At 64.4% G+C, this 19,497-nt stretch carries 13 protein-coding genes; 10 read left to right on the top strand and 3 right to left on the bottom strand.

The window, feature by feature from the left end; genetic code table 11:
• Positions 1 to 13 precede the first annotated feature (13 nt).
• Positions 14 to 508 (top strand): bacteriohemerythrin, encoded by a 495-nt coding sequence (locus BMI01S_RS17520; protein ID WP_028231233.1) that lies wholly within the window; start codon positions 14 to 16, stop codon positions 506 to 508.
• A 119-nt stretch (positions 509 to 627) separates the two neighbouring features.
• Here BMI01S_RS17520 and BMI01S_RS17515 read toward each other — a convergent pair whose 3' ends face one another.
• Positions 628 to 873: a hypothetical protein gene (locus tag BMI01S_RS17515; protein ID WP_028212392.1), complete on the bottom strand. Its 246-nt coding sequence runs from the start codon at positions 871 to 873 to the stop codon at positions 628 to 630.
• A 751-nt stretch (positions 874 to 1,624) separates the two neighbouring features.
• Between BMI01S_RS17515 and BMI01S_RS17510 the strand changes: the two genes are divergently transcribed.
• From BMI01S_RS17510 to BMI01S_RS17485, 6 genes are all read left to right on the top strand, one after another.
• Positions 1,625 to 2,758, top strand: a complete 1,134-nt coding sequence (locus BMI01S_RS17510) for a sensor histidine kinase (RefSeq protein ID WP_028231232.1) — start codon at positions 1,625 to 1,627, stop codon at positions 2,756 to 2,758.
• Positions 2,759 to 2,955: 197 nt separating this feature from the next.
• The gene (locus BMI01S_RS17505) at positions 2,956 to 3,357 is read left to right on the top strand and encodes a response regulator (RefSeq protein WP_036019205.1); all 402 of its coding nucleotides are present in this window, start codon (positions 2,956 to 2,958) and stop codon (positions 3,355 to 3,357) included.
• Positions 3,354 to 3,740 carry a response regulator gene (locus BMI01S_RS17500; protein ID WP_028231231.1) on the top strand — a complete coding sequence of 129 codons (387 nt, stop codon included), beginning with the start codon at positions 3,354 to 3,356 and terminating at the stop codon, positions 3,738 to 3,740. Before BMI01S_RS17505 ends, BMI01S_RS17500 begins: the two co-directional genes overlap by 4 nt.
• 275 nt (positions 3,741 to 4,015) lie before the next feature.
• Positions 4,016 to 7,009 (top strand): CheR family methyltransferase, encoded by a 2,994-nt coding sequence (locus BMI01S_RS17495; protein ID WP_042290010.1) that lies wholly within the window; start codon positions 4,016 to 4,018, stop codon positions 7,007 to 7,009.
• Positions 7,010 to 7,128: 119 nt separating this feature from the next.
• On the top strand, positions 7,129 to 7,566 hold the full coding sequence (locus BMI01S_RS17490) for a cupin domain-containing protein (protein ID WP_028231229.1): 438 nt from the start codon (positions 7,129 to 7,131) through the stop codon (positions 7,564 to 7,566).
• Between the two features lie 499 nt (positions 7,567 to 8,065).
• On the top strand, positions 8,066 to 9,538 hold the full coding sequence (locus tag BMI01S_RS17485) for a circularly permuted type 2 ATP-grasp protein (protein WP_028212388.1): 1,473 nt from the start codon (positions 8,066 to 8,068) through the stop codon (positions 9,536 to 9,538).
• Positions 9,539 to 9,552: 14 nt separating this feature from the next.
• On the opposite strand, the gene BMI01S_RS17480 is transcribed toward BMI01S_RS17485, so the two are convergent.
• Positions 9,553 to 10,632: a zinc-binding metallopeptidase family protein gene (locus BMI01S_RS17480; protein WP_028212387.1), complete on the bottom strand. Its 1,080-nt coding sequence runs from the start codon at positions 10,630 to 10,632 to the stop codon at positions 9,553 to 9,555.
• Positions 10,633 to 10,814: 182 nt separating this feature from the next.
• On the opposite strand from BMI01S_RS17480, the gene BMI01S_RS17475 reads away from it, so the two are divergent.
• The 3 genes from BMI01S_RS17475 to BMI01S_RS17465 all read left to right on the top strand — a co-directional run bounded on the left by BMI01S_RS17475 (position 10,815) and on the right by BMI01S_RS17465 (position 17,916).
• On the top strand, positions 10,815 to 14,300 hold the full coding sequence (locus BMI01S_RS17475) for a transglutaminase family protein (RefSeq protein ID WP_028231228.1): 3,486 nt from the start codon (positions 10,815 to 10,817) through the stop codon (positions 14,298 to 14,300).
• Positions 14,301 to 14,377: 77 nt separating this feature from the next.
• The gene (locus tag BMI01S_RS17470; RefSeq protein WP_028231227.1) at positions 14,378 to 17,026 is read left to right on the top strand and encodes a circularly permuted type 2 ATP-grasp protein; all 2,649 of its coding nucleotides are present in this window, start codon (positions 14,378 to 14,380) and stop codon (positions 17,024 to 17,026) included.
• On the top strand, positions 17,023 to 17,916 hold the full coding sequence (locus BMI01S_RS17465) for a transglutaminase family protein (RefSeq protein ID WP_028231226.1): 894 nt from the start codon (positions 17,023 to 17,025) through the stop codon (positions 17,914 to 17,916). The genes BMI01S_RS17470 and BMI01S_RS17465 overlap by 4 nt, the downstream gene beginning before the upstream one ends.
• 308 nt (positions 17,917 to 18,224) lie before the next feature.
• Here the strand turns inward: BMI01S_RS17465 and BMI01S_RS39080 are convergent, their stop codons facing one another.
• On the bottom strand, positions 18,225 to 19,337 hold the full coding sequence (locus tag BMI01S_RS39080) for an alpha/beta fold hydrolase (protein WP_208460973.1): 1,113 nt from the start codon (positions 19,335 to 19,337) through the stop codon (positions 18,225 to 18,227).
• Between the last annotated feature and the right edge of the window lie 160 nt (positions 19,338 to 19,497).

Raw genomic sequence — 19,497 nt, 5'->3', positions numbered from 1 at the left:
GGAGTCATTGAACATGACGGACGAAACTCCTCCACGAACGCCTCCGGCGCGAGATAGCGATGCCCCGGCGCCGGCCAGCGACAATAGTCTGGTCTGGAATGACGCGCTACTCCTGGGCTTCGCGCAGATGGACGACATTCATAAGGAATTCTATACGGTCGCACTGCGGCTGGTGACGTGCACGGACGCAACGGCGGCAGCAGCACTGGATCTGTTCGAACAGCATGCCGTTAGCCATTTCGAGCAGGAAGACGAGTGGATGCGTACGACGAACTTCCCGCCCCGCGACTGCCACATCGAAGAGCATGCGGCCGTACTGAAGTCGGTCGGTGACGTGAAGGCCGCGGTCGCGGAAGGGCGGGCCGGAGCGGAACTGACCCGGGCTCTCGGCCTGCGTCTTTTCGACTGGTTTCCCGGTCATGCGGACTACCTCGACTCGGCACTCGCTGCATGGATGACGAAGCTGACGACAGGCGGCAAGCCGCTCGTGTTCAGACGTTCGATTTGATTGGGCGTGAAAACGGTGCCGCCGATGCTCATCGCACCGTGCACTTATCGCCTGATCTCATCGAGGCGCGATAGAAAAGTTCATGTACGTCGATCTCCTTGAGGTCCTCCGCACGGTCATCAACAAGCTTTGCGCAACAGCGTTTCGATGCGTTTCAGCGCGGATTCCGGTCGTCCGAGCGCAAGCATCGATCTCGCCACTGCAAAGGCGGACTCGGACGTCCGGTTCGTTCGGATACCCAGTTCGATGAAACTGAGCAGGTCCAAAACTTGTGCCGTAGCGCTCTCCGGATCCCGGTTCCAGGAAAAGCTGATCCTCGTGCGAAGTGATGAAAGCAACACCAGATAGTCGTCGGCCTGGAGCACTTCCCTACATCTTTCCATGAAGCTCCCCGGATCGCCCGCTCGTGGCAGGCCAGGTTTGTCGTGCTTACGTTCCGACCAACAGGATCCGCTCAAACAACGGTTCAACTTCTACGATGCTGGGTGGCTGCGACTGTGTGAGCGGCCTCGAGGGCGGCGCACGCTGCGGGACAGCGGGAGAGGCTCAGCAATACCTGAACAACTCTCAAGTTTCGCAGCTTGGGGCAAGGCGATGAACGGTGAGCGCAAGCAAATGACGTCGTCCGCGGTTCTTTGACCGCTGCCGACGGGTGCGCATAGCGCGCCTGTTCGGCAACTTTTAATGTGTGACGGAAAGGTGGGCAGCCGACTGATCTTGTTTGTCCGTCGGAAGGGCTGACCCAAAACTGCGCCACCGTTGGCCGAGATATGTTCGACAGCCAGGAATGGCGAGCCACTGGTGGGATGAGGAGTCAATTCGCGGTTCGTTCAAGTGTAGTCCGAAAGCCGGTGGGGCGGGAGAAAACATTCGACCGGTTTGCGGCGCCATGCGCGTGCCATACCGAGTCTTTCGCCGCTGTACGAATTGCATTGCTTTTGGACGGGAAAAAAGCGCTCGCGCCTTCATTTGCTGTGCCTGCGCGCTGGTAAATTAATGGGGTGACTGGCGCGCGCTCGTGCACTGCCGGGCCCGCGCTTGGCACACGCAACAAGCAGGGCCTGGAAAAGCCCTGAGCTGTTGTGAGGTTGTGAGGCCAGCAAAGGGAGGTGAGGCATGAGACTGGCTGACTTCATGGTGTGCAACACCGAAGCTATCCTCGCGCAATGGGAAGCCTCTGTGGTCCCCGTGACGGGGGCGGCGGCAAGCGCAGAATGGACCGTTTTGCGCGACCCTGCACGGCAGATACTGCAGACCGTGGCGAAACAGATCTCGGTCCCGCAAACGAAAGACGCCCAGCAGGAGCAATCACGGAGGCGTCTGCCGAGGACAGTCGACGACGCCGGAGAAATGACGGCCGCGCAGACCCTTGCCCTGATGCGGGCGCAACGTGGTTTCAGCATTAACCAGATGGCCCTTGATTACCGCGCGCTGCGAGCCAGTGTGCTACGACTGTGGGCGGACAAAGCCAGGCCGGACGCTCTGGACCTGGATGACATCATCCGGTTCGACGAAGCCATGGACCAGGCGCTGGCAGATTCGGTCGCGTTCTTCAACAAGGAGGTCGAGCAGGCTCGCAATCTCTTGCTCGGGATGCTCGGGCACGACATGCGCAGTCCGCTGCAGACGATCGTGACAACGGCGTCTCACCTTGCGGCGCTCAATGCCGGTGAAAGCGTTTCGGACGCTGCCTCCCGACTCATCAGGAGCGGCGCCCGCATGCAAAGTCTGCTCGAAGATCTTTGTGACTTCAACCGGACCAAGCTGGGGTTGGGCATCAAGATCGACCCCCACGACGTCGATCTCGCGGAAGTGCTGATTGACGTGATCGACCAGTTGCGCGCGGTGCATTCCGATCGCAGGATCGACGTGGAGGCAAAGGGCAATCTCCACGGGACATGGGACGGGCGGCGGATCCAGCAACTGCTAGGTAATCTCGTCGTCAACGCCATCAAATATGGAGCGCCCGACACTTCGGTTCGCGTGCTGGTAACCGGAACGGATGACGAAGTCCGCGTCGAGGTCTGGAATCGCGGTCCGGCGATCGATGGTACGACGATGGAATATATGTTCAAGCCGCTCCAGCGCGGCTTGCATGAGCCGGCCCGACCCCGGGACAGCGGACGGCTGGGATTGGGCCTGTACATCGCCACTGAGATTGCCAAAGCGCATCACGGTGAGATCCGCGCGCAGTCCGATGAGACGCAAACCATCTTCTCCGTGCGACTGCCGCGCCGGAATTACGAATAGGGGTTGAGCCGGGCGGGTCGAGCACACGGCCATCAGGATCAGGTAGTCATGACATGCCGAAACTTCGATAGATTCACGGGCCCTGTCGAAGCATCAACCGGGCTGCCGGAACGACGACCGGCCCGCAGCGCAGCGACAAACACTCTCACCAGGCGGGAACGACAGATGCTGTCTCTTCGTGCTTTCCGGGGAAATCGATGATACCTCAACCGCTGCCCGAGCCGGGCGTCGCTCAGATCCTGATCGCAGAGGATGACGTCCTCGTCCGCCTGGCCCTGGCCGAAGCACTACGTGCGGTGGGCTTTGGCGTGATCGAGGCGAGTTGCGCAGATGACGCGCTGGCCTATATCCGCGCTGGTGGCACGGTCGACCTCGTGTTTTCCGATATTCAGATGCCGGGCAAGGTTGACGGTCGAGAGCTGGCTGCGCTGATCGCCAGCGACCATCCCGGCATTCCCGTCATCCTCACTTCCGGCGACACGGCGCTCGCCGGGAACCTGCCAGCGGTGCTGTTCGTCGCGAAGCCATACAGTCTGGCACACACGGTGGCGTTGCTTCTTTCAGTGCTGGACCGGCTTCCACCCAAAGGGCATTCGTGAGTGTACCTAACATTCTGATCGTTGACGCAGACATATGCGTTCGCACTCCGCTTGCAGAATATCTGCGCGAATGCGGGTACCTCGTCATGGAGGCGGTTGACAGCGGCGAGGCCCGATCCCTGCTCGCCGACGATCCTTCAGCCGTCGATATCGTGCTGGCGGACGTCGGGGGTGAAGAGCGCAGCGGATTCGCCCTGGCGAAGTGGATACGAGGGCGATTTCCCGACATCCGGGTGATCCTGGCTGCAAGCATTGCCGGGTCTGTCGAAAGAGCCGCACGGTTATGCGATGAGGGCCCCGCGCTATCGAAACCCTACGATCACCGGGTGGTGCTGGCGCAAATCCAGCGGCTGCGAGCAGGCGCAAAACGCACGCCAAAATGATTGTTCGGTCCACTCGCAATCCGTTGTGCCCTCGTACGTGAGCCACCGCGGCGGTAGTCACGCTCGTGTCGACGCCGCTGCACCGCCTGGTAACTGGTTTGGCGTTCTTTGCCGCCGGCGTCAATCCATTTTTCAATGACCTCCCCGCTTCCGGTGACGATCCTCCACGGGGTCCTGGACAGCCGCGAGAGCCTGCATTGCCCGCTACAATAGTTTTCACGGTAGCTAGCTCCACGCTCGACACGTGAACAGGCGCCGTATCGCAGGAGCCGATCATGGCTGAACCGTATGGGCTTGTTGACGACATGTCTTCAATGACACCAATCGTCGCAATCGGTGCATCGGCCGGCGGCATCACCGCCTTGCAGAAGTTGTTCGAGACGCTGCCTGCCAGGTTGCCGTACGCGTTCGTCGTACTGCAGCATCTGCCGACGGGGGAATGCAGTCGTTTGGGGCAACTTGTCGCCGGATGGACCTCCATGCCCGTCCTTGCCGCTGCCGACGGAACCGTCCCCCAGCCGCGCTGCGTCTACCTGCCGTCGCCGGCTCATATTCTGACAATCGAGCATGGTGCGTTCCGGACCAGGCCGGCTGATGGCGGCGGGCGGCGACCTGGCATTGATACGATCGACACATTTCTGGAAAGCCTCGCGCGGCACGCCGGTCCCCGTCATATTGCCGTGATCCTTTCCGGCACCGGCATGGACGGGACAGCAGGAGCCATCTGCATCCGCGAAGCAGACGGGGTCGTGATCGTTCAGGATCCGCTTACGGCGACGCATGACGGCATGCCCAACGCCGTCATGCAGCGTGGGATTCACGATCATGTGCTTACCGTCGGAGCGATCGGACATCAACTCGTGGCTTGCGCCGATCCCCGGTACACAAGACCCGAACGGTCGGTGGACTGGAAAGGCGAGATGTCCGGAACGCTCGGCCGCATTATCGACCTGATCCGGCAGCGCAGCGGTTTTGATTTAAGCGGATACAAGCCTTCACCGCTGTTCTGGCGTATCCAGCAACGCATGGACACGCGCAAGATCTGGGCGTTCGACGACTACGCGTCGCTCGTCGAGGACGACCCCGTCGAACTGGAAGCACTAATGCGTGGTATTCCGATCCATGTGACGGAATTCTTTCGCGATGCGAAGGCGTGGGAAGTGCTCCGATCGGATGTGCTCGTGCCTCTGATAACGAATGCGGGAAAGAACCCCGTGCGAGTCTGGACGCCGGCGTGTTCCACCGGCGAGGAGGCCTACTCGGTCGCGATGCTTCTCGATGAAATCTCAGACGGGAGCGGCCGACGCGGCAATTTCCAGGTCTTCGCGACCGATGCAGCGCCAGAGCTGGTCGCGAAAGCCAGCCGTGGTGTGTTCCGGGCAGATGCCCTGGCGGCGATATCCGCTGCACGCCGGACGCGGTTTTTCTATCAGGTCGATTCCGCATTCCGGGTGAAGCGCCATCTGCGCGAAAGGCTGGTATTTGCCCCGCATGATCTTCTCGCCGATCCGCCGTTTTCCGGCCTTCACCTGATTACGTGCCGGAACCTGCTTTTCTACCTTGAGCCGGAGAGCGTCAACCACGTGCTGCATGTCCTCCATGGCGCGTTGCGGATGGGCGGTTTTCTTTTCCTCGGGAAGAGCGAGCCGTACTCGCTCGAACGGCAGGCCTTCGCCACCGTGTCGAGGGAATGGAAGATCTACCGGAAAGTCGGCCAGATGAGCCCGCCGCGCAGACCGGCGCTGCCAAAACCCGCCGCCACCATCGGGCCCCACCACGCAACGGCGCTTCGCGTTGCGCTGGAACAGTTCCATGTGCCGTGCGTGCTCATTGACGACGAAGGCAGCGTCCTGCGCGTCTACGGCGAGGCCAGCGAGGTTCTCAGCCTGCCAGCAGGCGAACCGACGCTGAGCCTTCCGGAGCTCGTACCGCGGCAGTGGTCAGCGCACCTTCGACTTTCCATACAGCAGGCGTTCGCCGAGCGCGTGCCTGTCACGCTCACGGGACTGTACGACCGCGGGACCGGAAAAGCGTCCCTCAGTGTCCGGCTGACGCCCCTGCAAACCTCGGAGGACGCCGTCTGGGACCGGATGCTGGTGTCTTTCATACGTGGTCAAGGTTCATTGGAGCAGCCCGATGACGGCGCCGGCGCGCCAGAGCTACCGGCCCCGCAGACCAATGACTCCGTGGACTGGCAGAACGAATTTCGCGTGTCGCGTGAAGAACTGGAGGCGTCCAAAGAAGAACTGCTGGCACTCAATGAAGAACTGCTGGCACTCAATGAAGAACTGCAGGCGTCCAACGAACAGTTGAATGAAAGCAACGAGGACCTCAACGAAGCGAACTGCCGACTCCAGGCGAATATCGGGCAACTGGCGATGCAAAGCCGTGTGTTGCTGTCCGGTGCCATCATGACCATGTTTCTTGACCGGAAGGCGGAACTCCGCTGGTTCACGCCTGCGATGTGCGAACTGTTTCCGCTGACGTCGAACGATATCGGCCGCAACATCGAGGATCTCGTTCCGAGATTTCGGGACAGGACTTTTGTGGGTGACATACGCAGTGTCCTCGACGGCGCCGAACCGCGGGAGGCTGTCGTAAATGGCGCCAATCAACGCTGCTTTTTGCGAAAGACCTGGCCGTACATATCCGAGGTGGGCGCAATAGCAGGCGTCGCCGTCACCTATGCCGACATCACCGAGCGCAATCGGGCCGAGAGCGCGCTGCGCCTGAACGAGGCGTGGCTTTCGGCCCAGAACGAAGCGTTCAAGTCGGCGATGAATGGGGCGTCGCTTGACGCGTCGCTGGGCATCCTGATCCGCGCACTCGTCACTCAGGCCGATGATGCGCGTCGCTGCGCGTTTTACATCGCCGACGGCGACGTCCTGCGACACGTGGTGGGCATGTCGGACGACTACGCCCGCTGTGTGGACGGATTCCGCATTTCGCCGGAGTCCCTCGCCTGCGGGCTCGCCGTCGCGACGGGCACCCCGGTCATTACGCGCGATGTGCTACTCGAACCGCGCTGGGAGCCATGGAGATGGCTGGCGCAACGGTTCGGCTATCGCGGCTGCTGGTCCTTCCCGGTCGAGACATCGGAAGGCAATCTCGTGGGCTCACTTGCCATGTACTTCGAAATGCCCCGTGAACCCTCGCCACTCGATCGCAAACTGGCAACGGCATTTGCACAGACGGCGGCGATCATCATCTGGCGGCATCTGCAAGTGGGGCGTCCCGGTCACACCCCTGGCGGCCCCTCAGGAGGCTAAACGCTCAGCGGGATGCAGCGGCGACGGCGGAGCTTGCGCCCGCCAGCGCATTTCGCGCTGGAACATCTCATGCTTGGCATTCCTCCGCCCTTTCACCCTGATCCCACCGGAGACCTGTCATGCAAACCGGACTTGCCACCCGCTTTTCGCACGTCAAGCCGCAGGACACCTCATTCGAGGGCGGCGGGCTGCGCGACCTCTTTGTCTATCGTGACCTGGGAATCGCCGACGCCACGCACGGGAAGGTGATCGCGCAGCTTGTCAGGGCAAATCTTGCGCCGGAGTTGGGCACGGGCTGGCACCGCCATGAGGCAGACTTTCATATTGTCTTCATGCTCAAGGGCTGGGCGCGCTTCATGTACGGCGACAAGGAAACACTCGTCGAAGCCGGCGACTGCGTGCACCAGGCGCCGGGTATCGCCCATTACCTCTTTGATTACTCGCCCGACATGGAGTACCTCGAAATCGTGAGCCCGGCCAACTTCAAGTCGATCGACGTGGAGGCCCCGTGCGCCGTGCCGGCCCCGACGCCCTGGCAAGCGAGCCCCGCGGCGTGAAGCGCGCCATCGACGAACCCGGCATCGCATCCTGATCTCCGCTGCGCACCAAAACCGGGCATCTCCCCTTTGCGCAGCCCGGCGGCGCCGCGCATCGAAAAAGTGCCGCGCGACGCCTGCGGGCGAATCGCCATTCAAGCTCCCTCGCACGGCTCGTTGCGCGCCACAGCCGATGCCATGAAACACGCTATGCCCCAGCATCGGCATGGAAGTTGCATTGCCCACGTCGCAGCCCGATCACCGGCGTAGCGGCAGTTGCGCACGGCGCGCGCACTCGAGCGAACTTGCCCGTATGGGGGGGCGCGCGTCTCAGGTCTTCTTGATCAGGCAAATGCGTCGAAGCGTCGATCGGCACGGCTCGCGGGGAGCAAGCCGACACACGCGAAATCGGCAACAGGCGTCATCGATCGAGAGTAGCCGTCGATTCGGGCTGGGGGCGGAATCAGCCGGAAACAGCGCGTAGAAGTCGCGCGCATAAGCAGCGAACGGAAAAACGGATATGACGCAAACATTCTTCAACGAGATGTTCGAACACGGGGAATTCGACGTTCGCGGTCTCGCCGCCACGGCGTTCGCACAGGCCGGCGCGCCGCGCGCCCACTACCGCGAATTCTTCGCGTGGATGCGCAGCCAGAGCGAGCAGCAGATGCTCAAGAAGCGCAGTGAAGCCGATGCCATCTTCCGGCGCGTGGGCATCACCTTCGCCGTCTATGGCGAAAAGGATGTCTCGGGCGCGGGCACCGAGCGCACGATTCCCTTCGATGTGATTCCACGCATTTTTCAGCAGCAGGAGTGGAACGCGCTGGAGCTTGGCTTGCGTCAGCGCGTGAATGCGCTCAACCGCTTCATCCACGACATCTACCACGAGCAGCAGATCGTGAAGAGCGGCATCGTGCCCGCCGACCAGATCCTGAGCAACGCGCAGTACCGCCCCGAGATGCAGGGCGTCAACGTCGCGCACGACATCTATGCGCATATCGCGGGCATCGACATCGTGCGCGCCGACGCGGGCGAGTTCTACGTGCTGGAGGACAACCTGCGCGTGCCCTCCGGCGTCTCGTACATGCTCGAAAACCGCAAGATGATGATGCGGCTCTTTCCCGATCTGTTCGTGCGCAATCGCATCGCGCCGGTCGCGCACTACCCCGACCTGCTGCTCGATACGCTGCGCGCCGCGGCGCCTGCCGGCGCCGACAACCCGACCATCGTGGTCCTCACGCCGGGCATGTACAACTCGGCCTATTTCGAGCACGCGTTCCTCGCGCAGCAAATGGGCGTCGAGCTAGTGGAAGGCCAGGACCTGTTCGTCGAGAACGACTACCTGTACATGCGCACGACGCAGGGTCCGCAGCGCGTGGACGTGATCTACCGGCGCGTGGACGACGACTTCCTCGATCCGCTCGTCTTCCGCGCCGATTCGTCGCTCGGCGCGGCGGGCCTGATGAACGTCTACCGCAAGGGCAACGTGACGCTGTGCAACGCAGTGGGCACGGGCGTGGCCGACGACAAGTCGATCTACCCCTACGTGCCCGACATGGTGCGCTTCTATCTGGGCGAGGAGCCGCTTCTCAAGAACGTGCCCACGTGGATGTGCCGCAAGCCCGACGACCTGCAATACGTGCTCGACCATCTGCCGGACCTGGTCGTCAAGGAAACGCACGGCGCGGGTGGATACGGCATGCTGATCGGCCCGGCTTCCACGCGCGCCGAGATCGAGGAATTCCGCGCGGCGCTCCTCGCGAACCCGGACAAATACATCGCGCAGCCAACGCTCTCGCTCTCCACCTGCCCCACCTGGGTCGAGGCGGGAATCGCGCCGCGTCACATCGATCTGCGTCCGTTCGTGCTCTCCGGCAAGGAGGTGCGCATGGTGCCCGGCGGCCTCACGCGGGTCGCGCTGCGCGAGGGTTCGCTCGTCGTCAATTCCTCGCAGGGCGGCGGCACCAAGGACACCTGGGTGCTGGAGCGCTAGTCCATCGATCAGGATCACGAACGAACCGACGAAGCCGAGATCACACGATGAACGAACCGCAACTTGTCGATGACGGGCGTCGCCAACGCGAACGGATAGCCGTCGGGCATGCCGAGGCTGCGGTTCAGGCTGTTGAGCACGTAGGTGAGCGGAAACCAGCGCGCCATCAGGCTGTCGAAGCTCGCCTCGTCCACCGGAGTCTGATCGACGAGCATCGGCTCGTCGGGGCTTTCGGGCAGGAGCGCGAGGCCGCAGGCCGTTGCGGTGTCCAGCGTATCGACGATATGCAGGTAGTGGGCCCACGTCTCGGCCCAGTCCTCCCACGGATGCACGGAGGCATACGCGCTCACGTGGCGCTCCGCCCAGCCGGGCGCGGGGCCGTCGGCGTAATGCGCGGCGAGCGCCGCGGCGTAGTCGGTGCGCTCGTCGCCGAAGCGGCGGCGAAACGGTTCGAGCCAGCGCCGCGTCGGCTCCCGCGCGATGAGGCGCTCGAAATAGTAATGGCCGACCTCGTGGCGAAAATGCCCCAGCAAGGTGCGATATGGCTCGTGCAGCGAAACGCGCGTGCGCTCGCGATGCGCGTCGTCAGCCTCGGCAATGTTCATCGTGATGACGCCGTGATCGTGGCCGGTCATGATGGACTGGCCGTCGCCCGTTTGTTCGAGAAACTCGAACTGCAGGCCATGCTCGGGATCCTCCGCGCGCGTGACGAGCGGCAGGCCGAGCACGCCCAGCGTGTAGAGCAGGCGCCGCTTGGCCGTTTCCAGTCGATACCAGTAAAGGCGGTTCTCCGGCCGCGTCAGGTTGGGGATCGTGCGCGTGAACTGGCAGGCGTGGCACAGGGTGTCCGCGCAATCGGCGGGGATCATGCCATTGCACACGTTCTCGACCGCGTAGTTATGGCACTGGCGAAAGAGCGCGCCCTCGCCCTGCTCCGGTCCATGCACAATGCGCCAGCGGCCCTCGCCCGCCTCTTCGAACGCGTGCATCTCGCCTGTCTGCGGCACGTAGCCCAGGCGCGCCTCGCAGCGTTCGCAGCGCTCGTTTTCAAAAAACACCAGCTGGTTGCAGTGATCGCAGTGAAAGGTCTTCATTGCCGCATTCCCGTGATGGCCGCCCGTGCTGCCATGCCTCGCGCAGCACGCCGCGTGCCTTCCAGTCGCATGGCCGCCGCTGTCATATCCGGCACTCACGCCGTCTGCATCATACGCACGCTGCGCCGTGCGGCTGTTGTGCGTTTCGAGCCGTTCCATCCACGTCGATCGAGGAGTCGGGTGTGTCCATCCGTGTCGCGTTAAACCATGTCACGCAGTACCACTATGACCGGCTCGTGAAACTCGCGCCCCACGTGGTGCGGCTGCGCCCCGCGCCGCACTGCCGCACGCCCATCCTTTCGTACTCGATGCGCGTGGAGCCCGCCGATCATTTCGTCAACTGGCAGCAGGATCCGTTCGCCAACTATCAGGCGCGGCTCGCGTTTCCCGAGCCGATGCGCGAGTTCCGCGTGACGATCGATCTGGTCGCGGAAATGGCGGTCTATAACCCGTTCGACTTCTTTCTGGAGCCGAGCGCCGAGCGTTTCCCGTTCGCCTACACGCCGGAGCTGGCCGCGGAGCTTGCGCCCTATCTGGTGCGCGCAGAGCCGACGCCGCGCTTCGCCGCGTTCGTCGAGACGATCGATCGCACGCCGCGCGTGACCATCGATTTCCTCGTCGACCTGAACCAGCGCCTCCAACGCGAGATCGGCTACCTGATCCGAATGGAACCGGGCGTGCAGACGCCCGAGGAAACGCTGGAGAAAGGTTCCGGCTCGTGCCGCGACACAGGCTGGCTGCTCGTGCAGACGCTGCGCCAGCTCGGGCTCGCGGCGCGCTTCGTTTCGGGCTACCTGCTGCAGCTCACGCCCGACGTCAAGGCAATCGACGGCCCGCGCGGCGCCGAAGCCGATTTCACCGATCTCCACGCGTGGTGCGAGGTCTATTTGCCGGGCGCGGGCTGGATCGGGCTCGATCCGACTTCGGGGCTGCTCGCGGGCGAAGGCCATATTCCGGTGGCGTGCACGCCGGAGCCCGGCAGCGCCGCGCCGATCTCGGGCGCGCTCGACGATTGCGAAGTCGAGTTCTCGCATTCGATGTCGATTGCGCGCGTGCTCGAAACGCCGCGCGTGACGAAGCCCTACACCGAAGCGCAATGGGCGGACATGCATGCGATGGGTATCCAGGTGGATGCGGCGCTCGCAAGCCATGACGTGCGCCTCACGATGGGCGGCGAGCCGACCTTCGTGGCGGCGGGCGACCGCGACGCGCCCGAATGGAACACCGACGCGCTAGGCCCCACCAAGCGCCGCTACGCGATCGCGCTGATGGACAAGCTGCGCGCGCATTACGGCGCACTGGGTTTTCTGCACATCGGGCAGGGCAAATGGTATCCGGGCGAGCAGTTGCCGCGCTGGGCGCTCTCGCTCTTCTGGCGTGCCGACGGCGAGCCCTGCTGGCGCGACCCTGCGCTCTTCGCCGACGAGCGCTCGCCCGCTCACCATACGGCGGAAGACGCACAGCGCTTCATCGCCCATCTCGCCGCGAAGCTCGCCGTCGATCCGCAGCATGTGCAGCCCGGCTACGAGGACACCTGGTATTACCTGTGGCGCGAGCGCCGCCTGCCCGTGAACGTCGATCCGTTCGACTCGCGTCTCGACGACGAACTCGAGCGCATGCGGCTGCGCCGCGTGTTCGACGCGGGTCTCGACACCGTGACCGGCTACGTGTTGCCGCTTGCCTGCGAGCGCGGCGATGCATCGTCGGCCTCGCAGGCTCAGCCCGCCCTGGAAGGTCCGCGCTGGATAAGCGGCCCGTGGTTCTTCCGCGACGAGCGCATGTACCTGATGCCCGGCGACTCGCCGATGGGCTACCGGCTGCCGCTCGATTCGCTGCCGTGGGTTGCGGCGGGCGATTACCCGTGGCAGCACGCGCGCGATCCGTTCGCCGCGCCGGCGTCGCTGCGCAGCGCCGCCGGGCTGCGCATGCAGTACGAGTCGGGCTTCGGTGCGACTGCGCAATCGCGGCACGCGCAAAGCGCAGGCGGGGCCGCGTCTACCGAAGGCGCGCGAGGCCCCCACGCGCCCGATGCAAACCGCTACCCCGAGCGCGGCGAATCCGCCGCCTGGATCCACCGCACCGCTCTGTGCGTCGAAGTGCGCGACCCCGCGCGCGCCGCGGGGCCGAAGGCCGAGGCTGCCTCGTTCGGCCGCGCGCAAGGCCAGTTGCACGTCTTCATGCCGCCGCTCGCCGAGCTCGATGACTACCTCGACCTGCTGGCCGCCGTCGAAGCCACCGCAGCCGACCTCGCGCTGCCCGTCGTGATCGAAGGCTATCCGCCGCCGCGCGACCCGCGCCTGAAAATGCTCCAGGTCACGCCCGACCCCGGCGTGATCGAGGTGAACATCCACCCGTCGTCCAACTGGGACGAGCTGGTCGAGCGCACCGAATTCCTCTATCAGGCCGCGCACGAAACCGCGCTCTCCACCGAGAAGTTCATGCTCGACGGGCGCCACACCGGCACCGGCGGCGGCAATCACTTCGTGCTCGGCGGCGCGACGCCAGCCGACAGCCCCTTCCTGCGCCGCCCCGACCTGCTCGCGAGCCTCATAGCGTACTGGCACAACCATCCGTCGCTCTCTTATCTGTTCTCGGGCCTCTTCATCGGCCCGACGAGCCAGGCCCCGCGCGTGGACGAGGCGCGCAACGATCAGGTGTACGAACTGGAGATAGCGTTCGCCGAGATCCAGCGCCAGGTCGATCTGCTGCGTGGGTTCGGGAGCCCGTTCGACCACGGCCCGCGCGTGCCGCCCTGGCTCGTCGACCGCACGCTGCGCAACATCCTCATCGACGTGACCGGCAACACGCACCGCGCCGAGTTCTGCATCGACAAGCTCTACTCGCCCGACGGCCCGACCGGCCGCCTCGGCCTGCTCGAACTGCGCGGCTTCGAAATGCCGCCGCACGCGCGCATGAGCCTCGCGCAGCAACTGCTGCTGCGCTCGCTCGTCGCGCGCTTCTGGCAAACGCCGTACACGCAGCGGCTAACGCGCTGGGGCACCGAACTGCACGACCGCTTCATGCTCTCGACCTTCGTGCAGATGGACTTCGACGATGTGCTCGCCGAAACCTGCGCGGCGGGCTTCGCGCTCGATCCCGCCTGGTTCGCGCCGCATTTCGAGTTCCGCTTTCCGCTGGTGGGCGAGTTGCAGACCGCGGGCATCGCGCTCGCCGTGCGCCACGCGCTCGAACCGTGGCACGTGATGGGCGAGGAAGGCGCGGCCGGCGGCACGGTGCGCTATGTCGATTCTTCGGTGGAGCGGCTCGAAGTGTGCGTGCTCGGCATCAACGAGAACCGTCATGTGGTCACCGTGAACGGCCGCGCGCTGCCGCTCCAGCCCACCGGGCGCGTGAGCGAGAGCGTGGCGGGCGTGCGGTTTCGGGCGTGGCAACAGGCGTCGTCGCTGCACCCGACCATCGGCGCGCACGCGCCGCTCACGATCGATATCGTCGATACCTGGAGCGCCCGCGCGATCGGCGGATGCCAGTATCATGTTGCGCATCCGGGCGGCCGCAATTATCAGACGTTTCCGGTCAACGCTTATGAGGCAGAGGCCCGGCGTCGCGCACGCTTCTTCACGACCGGGCATACGCCAGGCGCCGTGGAAGTGGCGCCACCCGAGCGCAGCCTCGAATTTCCGTTCACACTGGATCTGCGGCGCGGCTGATTCCGGCCGATAACACGTCGAGAGACCCAACCGAAGGCGCACCTTGCCCGCGAGGTGCGCCGCGACGACCCACGATCTTGCCGACTCAATCCGCCCTGCCGTTCGATTCCTCCGCCAGCGACGCGCTGGCGCTCGCGCCGCTGCGCACGCTGCCCGTGCGGGCCGGGCACTGGGACGAACTGCGCACGCCGGACGGTGAGCTGCGCGAGCCGTGGCGGCAGTTCTTCGCGCTGATCGGCAAGCCGGGCGTGGCGGGATTCGACAGCGCGGCGGCCTCGGTCGCGCGCCAGGTGAGAGAGAACGACATCACCTACAACGTCTACGCGGACCCGGGCGGCCCTCGCCCATGGGCGCTAGACGTGCTGCCGTTCATCATCGACGAAAACGAATGGGCCGGTATCGAGCATGGCGTGGCGCAGCGCGCGCGCCTGCTCAACGAGATCGTCGCCGATATCTACGGACCGCAGACGCTGCTCGCGCGCGGCCTGCTGCCGCCTGCGCTCGTGTTCGGGCATCCCGGCTATCTGCGCGCCGTGAAAGGCTTCGTGCCGCCCGGACGCCAGTATCTGCAGATCGTCGCCCTCGACCTCGCGCGCTCGCCCGAAGGCCAGTGGACCGTCGTCTCGCATCGCACGGAGGCGCCTTCGGGGCTCGGCTATCTGCTGGAGAACCGGCTGATCGTTTCGAGCCTGTTCGCCGAACCGTTTCGCACCATGCGAGTGCACCGGCTCGCGCCTCTGTATTCGCAGCTCATCGCCACGCTCGCCGCGGCCGCGCGCGCGATCATGAGCGCCGACGAACCTGGCGTAGACGGCGCGAGCGGCGCTTCCCCGCATATCGTTCTGCTCACGCCCGGGCCTTTCAGCGAGACCTATTTCGAGCATGTGTTCCTCGCGCGTTATCTTGGCCTCACGCTGGTCGAGGGCAAGGACCTCACGGTGCGCGACGACATGCTGTACCTGAAAACGCTGGGCGGTCTGGAACGCGTGCACGGCGTACTGCGCCGGCTGGACGACAACTTCTGCGATCCCGTCGAACTGCGCGCCGACTCGACCATCGGCGTGCCGGGGCTCCTGCAGGTCATGCGGGCGGGCAATGTGATGGTCTCGAATGTGCCCGGTGCGGGGTTTGTCGAATCGCCCGCTCTGCACGGCTTCCTGCCAGGCATCGCGCAGGCGCTGCTCGGCGAGCCGCTCGCGCTACCGGGCGTTGCCACCTGGTGGTGCGGCGAGGACGCGGCCTGGCGCGACGCGCTCGCGCAAGTGCCCGAAGCGCTGCTCGTACCGACCTGGCCGGGCGGCCCGCGCGCGCTGTCTTCGCCGCCCGGTCTCGCGGCCGGGCAGCAAACGCTCGCCGCCTGGCGCGAGCGTATCGAGCCATTGCCCGACGCCTTCACGATCCAGCAGCCGCTGCGCTACAGCTATACGCCGCGCTACGAAAACGGCGCCGGCATGCTCGGCGCGCGGCCCGCTGTCCTGCGCGTCTATGCGATCGCCGATCAGGAATGCAGCTGGCGCGTGCTGCCAGGTGGTTTTACGCGCCTCGCCGCAGAGCATCAGGAGTCCGTATCGATGCAGATGGGTGGAAGCAGCGTCGATACCTGGGTGCTGTCGAGCCAACCCGGTTCGACTTTCACGCTCCTGCCGAGCCCGATGAAGCCCGGCGACCTGCGCCGCGAACGCCGCCGCGTGCCTAGCCGCGCCGCGGAAAATCTCTTCTGGGCGGGACGCTACGGCGAGCGCGCCGAGAACGGCGTGCGCCTGTGCCGGCTGATTCTCGGCTCGCTCGAAGGCAGCGACGCGGAAGAGCTGTTCGGCACCTTCCTCGAACTCGCCGCCGCGAACGGCCTCGTGCCAGCCACGGGCGATGAAGCGCGCCGAGACCTCGACGACTTCGAGCGCGCGCTCGTCGCCAATCTGCACGAGCAAGCGGGCGCAACGGGCATCGGCCGAACGCTCGCGAGCCAGGCGTACGCCTGCGGGGAGATTCGCGGCCGGCTGTCTAGCGACCATTGGCGCAACGTACTCGCCGCGCGCAACGACTTCCGCGACGCGCTTCACGCGCTATCGCTCGTGCCCGCGGCGGCGCCGCAGCGTCATGGTGCGGCCATCGAATTCCGACGCAGCACGCCTTACGACCGCATGGCGCTGATGGGCGCGCTCGATGCGCTCGCCACGCAACTGAGCGCGATCAGCGGTTGCCAGGGCGACCGCATGACCCGCGACGAAGCGTGGCGCCTCCTATTCGCGGGACGCCATATCGAGCGCGTGGCGGCACTGGCGACGATGCTCCGCATCGCGGCGCACGAACGCACGCTCGCCACGCCTGCGGGCTTCGACGTGCTGCTGCAACTGTTCGACAGCACGCTCACGTATCGCTCGCTGTATCCGGGGCGCTTCGAAGTGCCCGCCCTGCTCGACCTGATCGTGACGGACCCGACCAATCCGCGCGGCCTTTATGGGGTCTACGCGCGGCTGCGGGCGAGACTCGACGAAATCGCGCAGGCAGCGGGCGGACCGAGGCGCGAGCCATTCGCTTCGCAACTCGCGCCCATTGAGGCGCTGCCGTCGCTCGAGGCGCTGTGCGAGCCCGGCGACGACGGCCGTTATCCCGCGCTCACCGCACTGTGCGACAGTCTCGCCGAACGCATGGCCGCGGCGTCGAACGAGATCAGCGCCCGCTGGTTCAGCCATGCCGTGCCGCTCGCCGCGCAGGTCTGGTCATGAGCGGCACGCGCCTCGCGGTCACGCACCGCACCACTTACCGCTATTCGACGCTCGTCGAGACCGCGCAGCATCTCGCGACGATCCGCCCGCTCGATCTTCCATGGCAGCGCGTGCTCGCGCATCGCGAGTCCATCGAGCCGTCGCCGTCGTATCAGACGAGCCGCCACGATGCATTCGGCAACGAGGTGCTCTACTTCTCGTTCGACGCGCCCCACGACTATCTGCAGATGACGAGCGTGACGAGCGTGCTGCTCTCGCCGCGCTACGCTTCGCTCGATGCAGACGACACGCCGGCCTGGGAAGACGTCGCGCGGCTGCTGCGTTATACGGCGGGCGGCGCCTTTCATCCGGAGTCCGAATTCTGCTTCGCCTCGCCGAATATCGACTTGTTGCCCGAATTGCGTGCCTATGCGCTGGAGAGCTTCGCGCCGGGCACGCCCGTTCTGGCCGGCGCGATCGACCTGATGCATCGCATTCACGCCGATTTCGCGTACCGCCCATCGGCGACGGCATTCGACACCCCCGCCGCGCGCGCATTCGAATTGCGTCACGGCGTGTGCCAGGACTTCGCCCAGGTAATGATCGGCTGCCTGCGCTCGATCGGGCTCGCCGCGCGTTATGTGAGCGGCTATCTGCGCAACGATCCCCCCGCGGGCGCTTCGCCGATGATCGGCGCGGACGCTTCGCATGCGTGGGTGTCGCTGTATGTGCCGGCGGCGTCTTCGGCAGGCTGGTTCGATCTCGATCCGACCAACGACGTGCTCGCCGATCAGGGCCACGTCACGCTCGCCATCGGGCGCGATTACAGCGATGTTTCGCTGATTCGCGGCGTCATTCTCGGCGGCGGCGCGCATCGTATGGAAGTGGCGGTGCGGGTGGAGGCGGACTGATCCTGGTGGTACGCTGACGCGGGGTTGGACTGGTCTACGTGCCACCCGCCAGGCCCAACTGAACGGCGACGATAGGTTCGGAGGCCGCGCTACCCCTTCGCTCGCCAACCCATCTGACTCAGCCCGATCCGGATTCAGTGCCAACGACCCGCCTGTTCCTCCCGACAGCATCGCGCGTCCCGGTTCGTGCGCCAGTGTGGTTTCAAGAGTCAAGTGCAACGATTGGCAAATCCATTGATTTCCAGCTCCTTGGCCATTGCTTCCTCGGGGTATCCCAGCCGAGGGTCGAGCTTTGCAGACCCAACTAGTCAACTAAAGCACTTGCTGCAGGCCTTGAGATTTCTACCGCTCTCTGACAGCCACTTTTCGACCAAAGGCCAGATTTCACGGCTTGCGGGTTGTGAAATGATCAGGCGCGCGTGCGAGTAGTCTTCGCTGAAGCCATCTGATTTGCCGCAACGGTAGAACGTCGTATCCCTGCTGCCAAAAGCGGAGGCCAGCGCTTCACAGCCTTCGGGGGGAGCAATAAACCAGTCGCCGGCTCCCGCCAGTGCGAGGACGGGTAGATCGACATGACCTAGCGCTTCGATGAAGTCGAATCCGTCTCTACCACGAAATTCGCGTAACAGGTTCCACGTGCACCACTGTTGCATGAGTCTGGCACTTTCCGCTTCGGGGCCGATACCGATACGGTGACCTGGCGCAGTCTTGCGTCCGGAGAGATAGCCATTGATCAACTGCAGCAGTATGCGTTGTCTGAATCCCGGAGCGGCATGCGTTGCCTGCGCAGCCATCAGAACAAGCCCACGCAGACGCTGCCTGGCTTCGGCAGGGTTTTTCGCGATCCACATGCAGGCCGCCAATCCACCACCACTATGTCCGATCAGAAACACCCTTTCCTGCCCTGCGGCGTGCTGTACCGCTTCAAACGCCGCAGGCAGATCGAACCGCGCTACGTCCTCCAGTGTAAAGGCATGATTCCTGGGTCGCTCGCTGGCACCGTGCCCGCGCCATTCCAGGATCCACGGGGAGAACCCGCGAGTCGCGAGGTGTTCGGCAAGGCCGCGGCACGAGCGTTGATTCGAGAATGTGCCATGGGTCAGGATGACAGCCGGCCCGACGTTTTCCGATACCCTCCAGAGCGCCAGGTTGTGGCCGTCAGCAGCCGGAATCAGAAAATGATTAATCGGAAACGATGACCTCACATCAGCCTCTACTTTCAGAGTATCAACAAAATAACAATTGTGTTGGCAATTTGTAATATCTAGATAGCTATTCGATTGCCTTTTTGTGTTCCCTGTTGAACGCCCATCGGAGAGCAAAGAGCACAATTGCACGTCACGTTGCAGGTCGCTTCGAATGTAAAGAGACCGCAGAAGAGCGAATTCAATGAGAATCAGATAAGTCTTAATTTTCCTCAATGGTGTCGCAGTTACTCCGCGATATCTCCGAGGCAGTCGGACGCTGCAGGCGGTCCTCAGCCGCAACGATGCTTTGAAGCGCTTCTTGCCCTCGAGTGGGAGACTTGTCGGCGTTGCGGGTCGCGCTGCGCAATGGTCCGGTCTCTGTCGAACGCAGCTT

The organism is Paraburkholderia mimosarum LMG 23256 = NBRC 106338 (assembly GCF_000739815.1).
GTDB classification, from domain to species: Bacteria; Pseudomonadota; Gammaproteobacteria; order Burkholderiales; family Burkholderiaceae; genus Paraburkholderia; species Paraburkholderia mimosarum.
Note: the sequence above shows the minus strand (reverse complement) of the source record. Positions and strands in the feature narration are given on the sequence as shown.

What these genes read in the sequence shown, in the direction of transcription:
- BMI01S_RS17520 (WP_028231233.1), top strand. Translation starts at nt 14, where the DNA reads ATGACGGACGAAACTCCTCCACGAACGCCTCCGGCGCGAGATAGCGAT.
- BMI01S_RS17510 (WP_028231232.1), top strand. Translation starts at nt 1,625, where the DNA reads ATGAGACTGGCTGACTTCATGGTGTGCAACACCGAAGCTATCCTCGCG.
- BMI01S_RS17505 (WP_036019205.1), top strand. Translation starts at nt 2,956, where the DNA reads ATGATACCTCAACCGCTGCCCGAGCCGGGCGTCGCTCAGATCCTGATC.
- BMI01S_RS17495 (WP_042290010.1), top strand. Translation starts at nt 4,016, where the DNA reads ATGGCTGAACCGTATGGGCTTGTTGACGACATGTCTTCAATGACACCA.
- BMI01S_RS17490 (WP_028231229.1), top strand. Translation starts at nt 7,129, where the DNA reads ATGCAAACCGGACTTGCCACCCGCTTTTCGCACGTCAAGCCGCAGGAC.
- BMI01S_RS17485 (WP_028212388.1), top strand. Translation starts at nt 8,066, where the DNA reads ATGACGCAAACATTCTTCAACGAGATGTTCGAACACGGGGAATTCGAC.
- BMI01S_RS17480 (WP_028212387.1), bottom strand. Translation starts at nt 10,632, where the DNA reads ATGAAGACCTTTCACTGCGATCACTGCAACCAGCTGGTGTTTTTTGAA.
- BMI01S_RS17465 (WP_028231226.1), top strand. Translation starts at nt 17,023, where the DNA reads ATGAGCGGCACGCGCCTCGCGGTCACGCACCGCACCACTTACCGCTAT.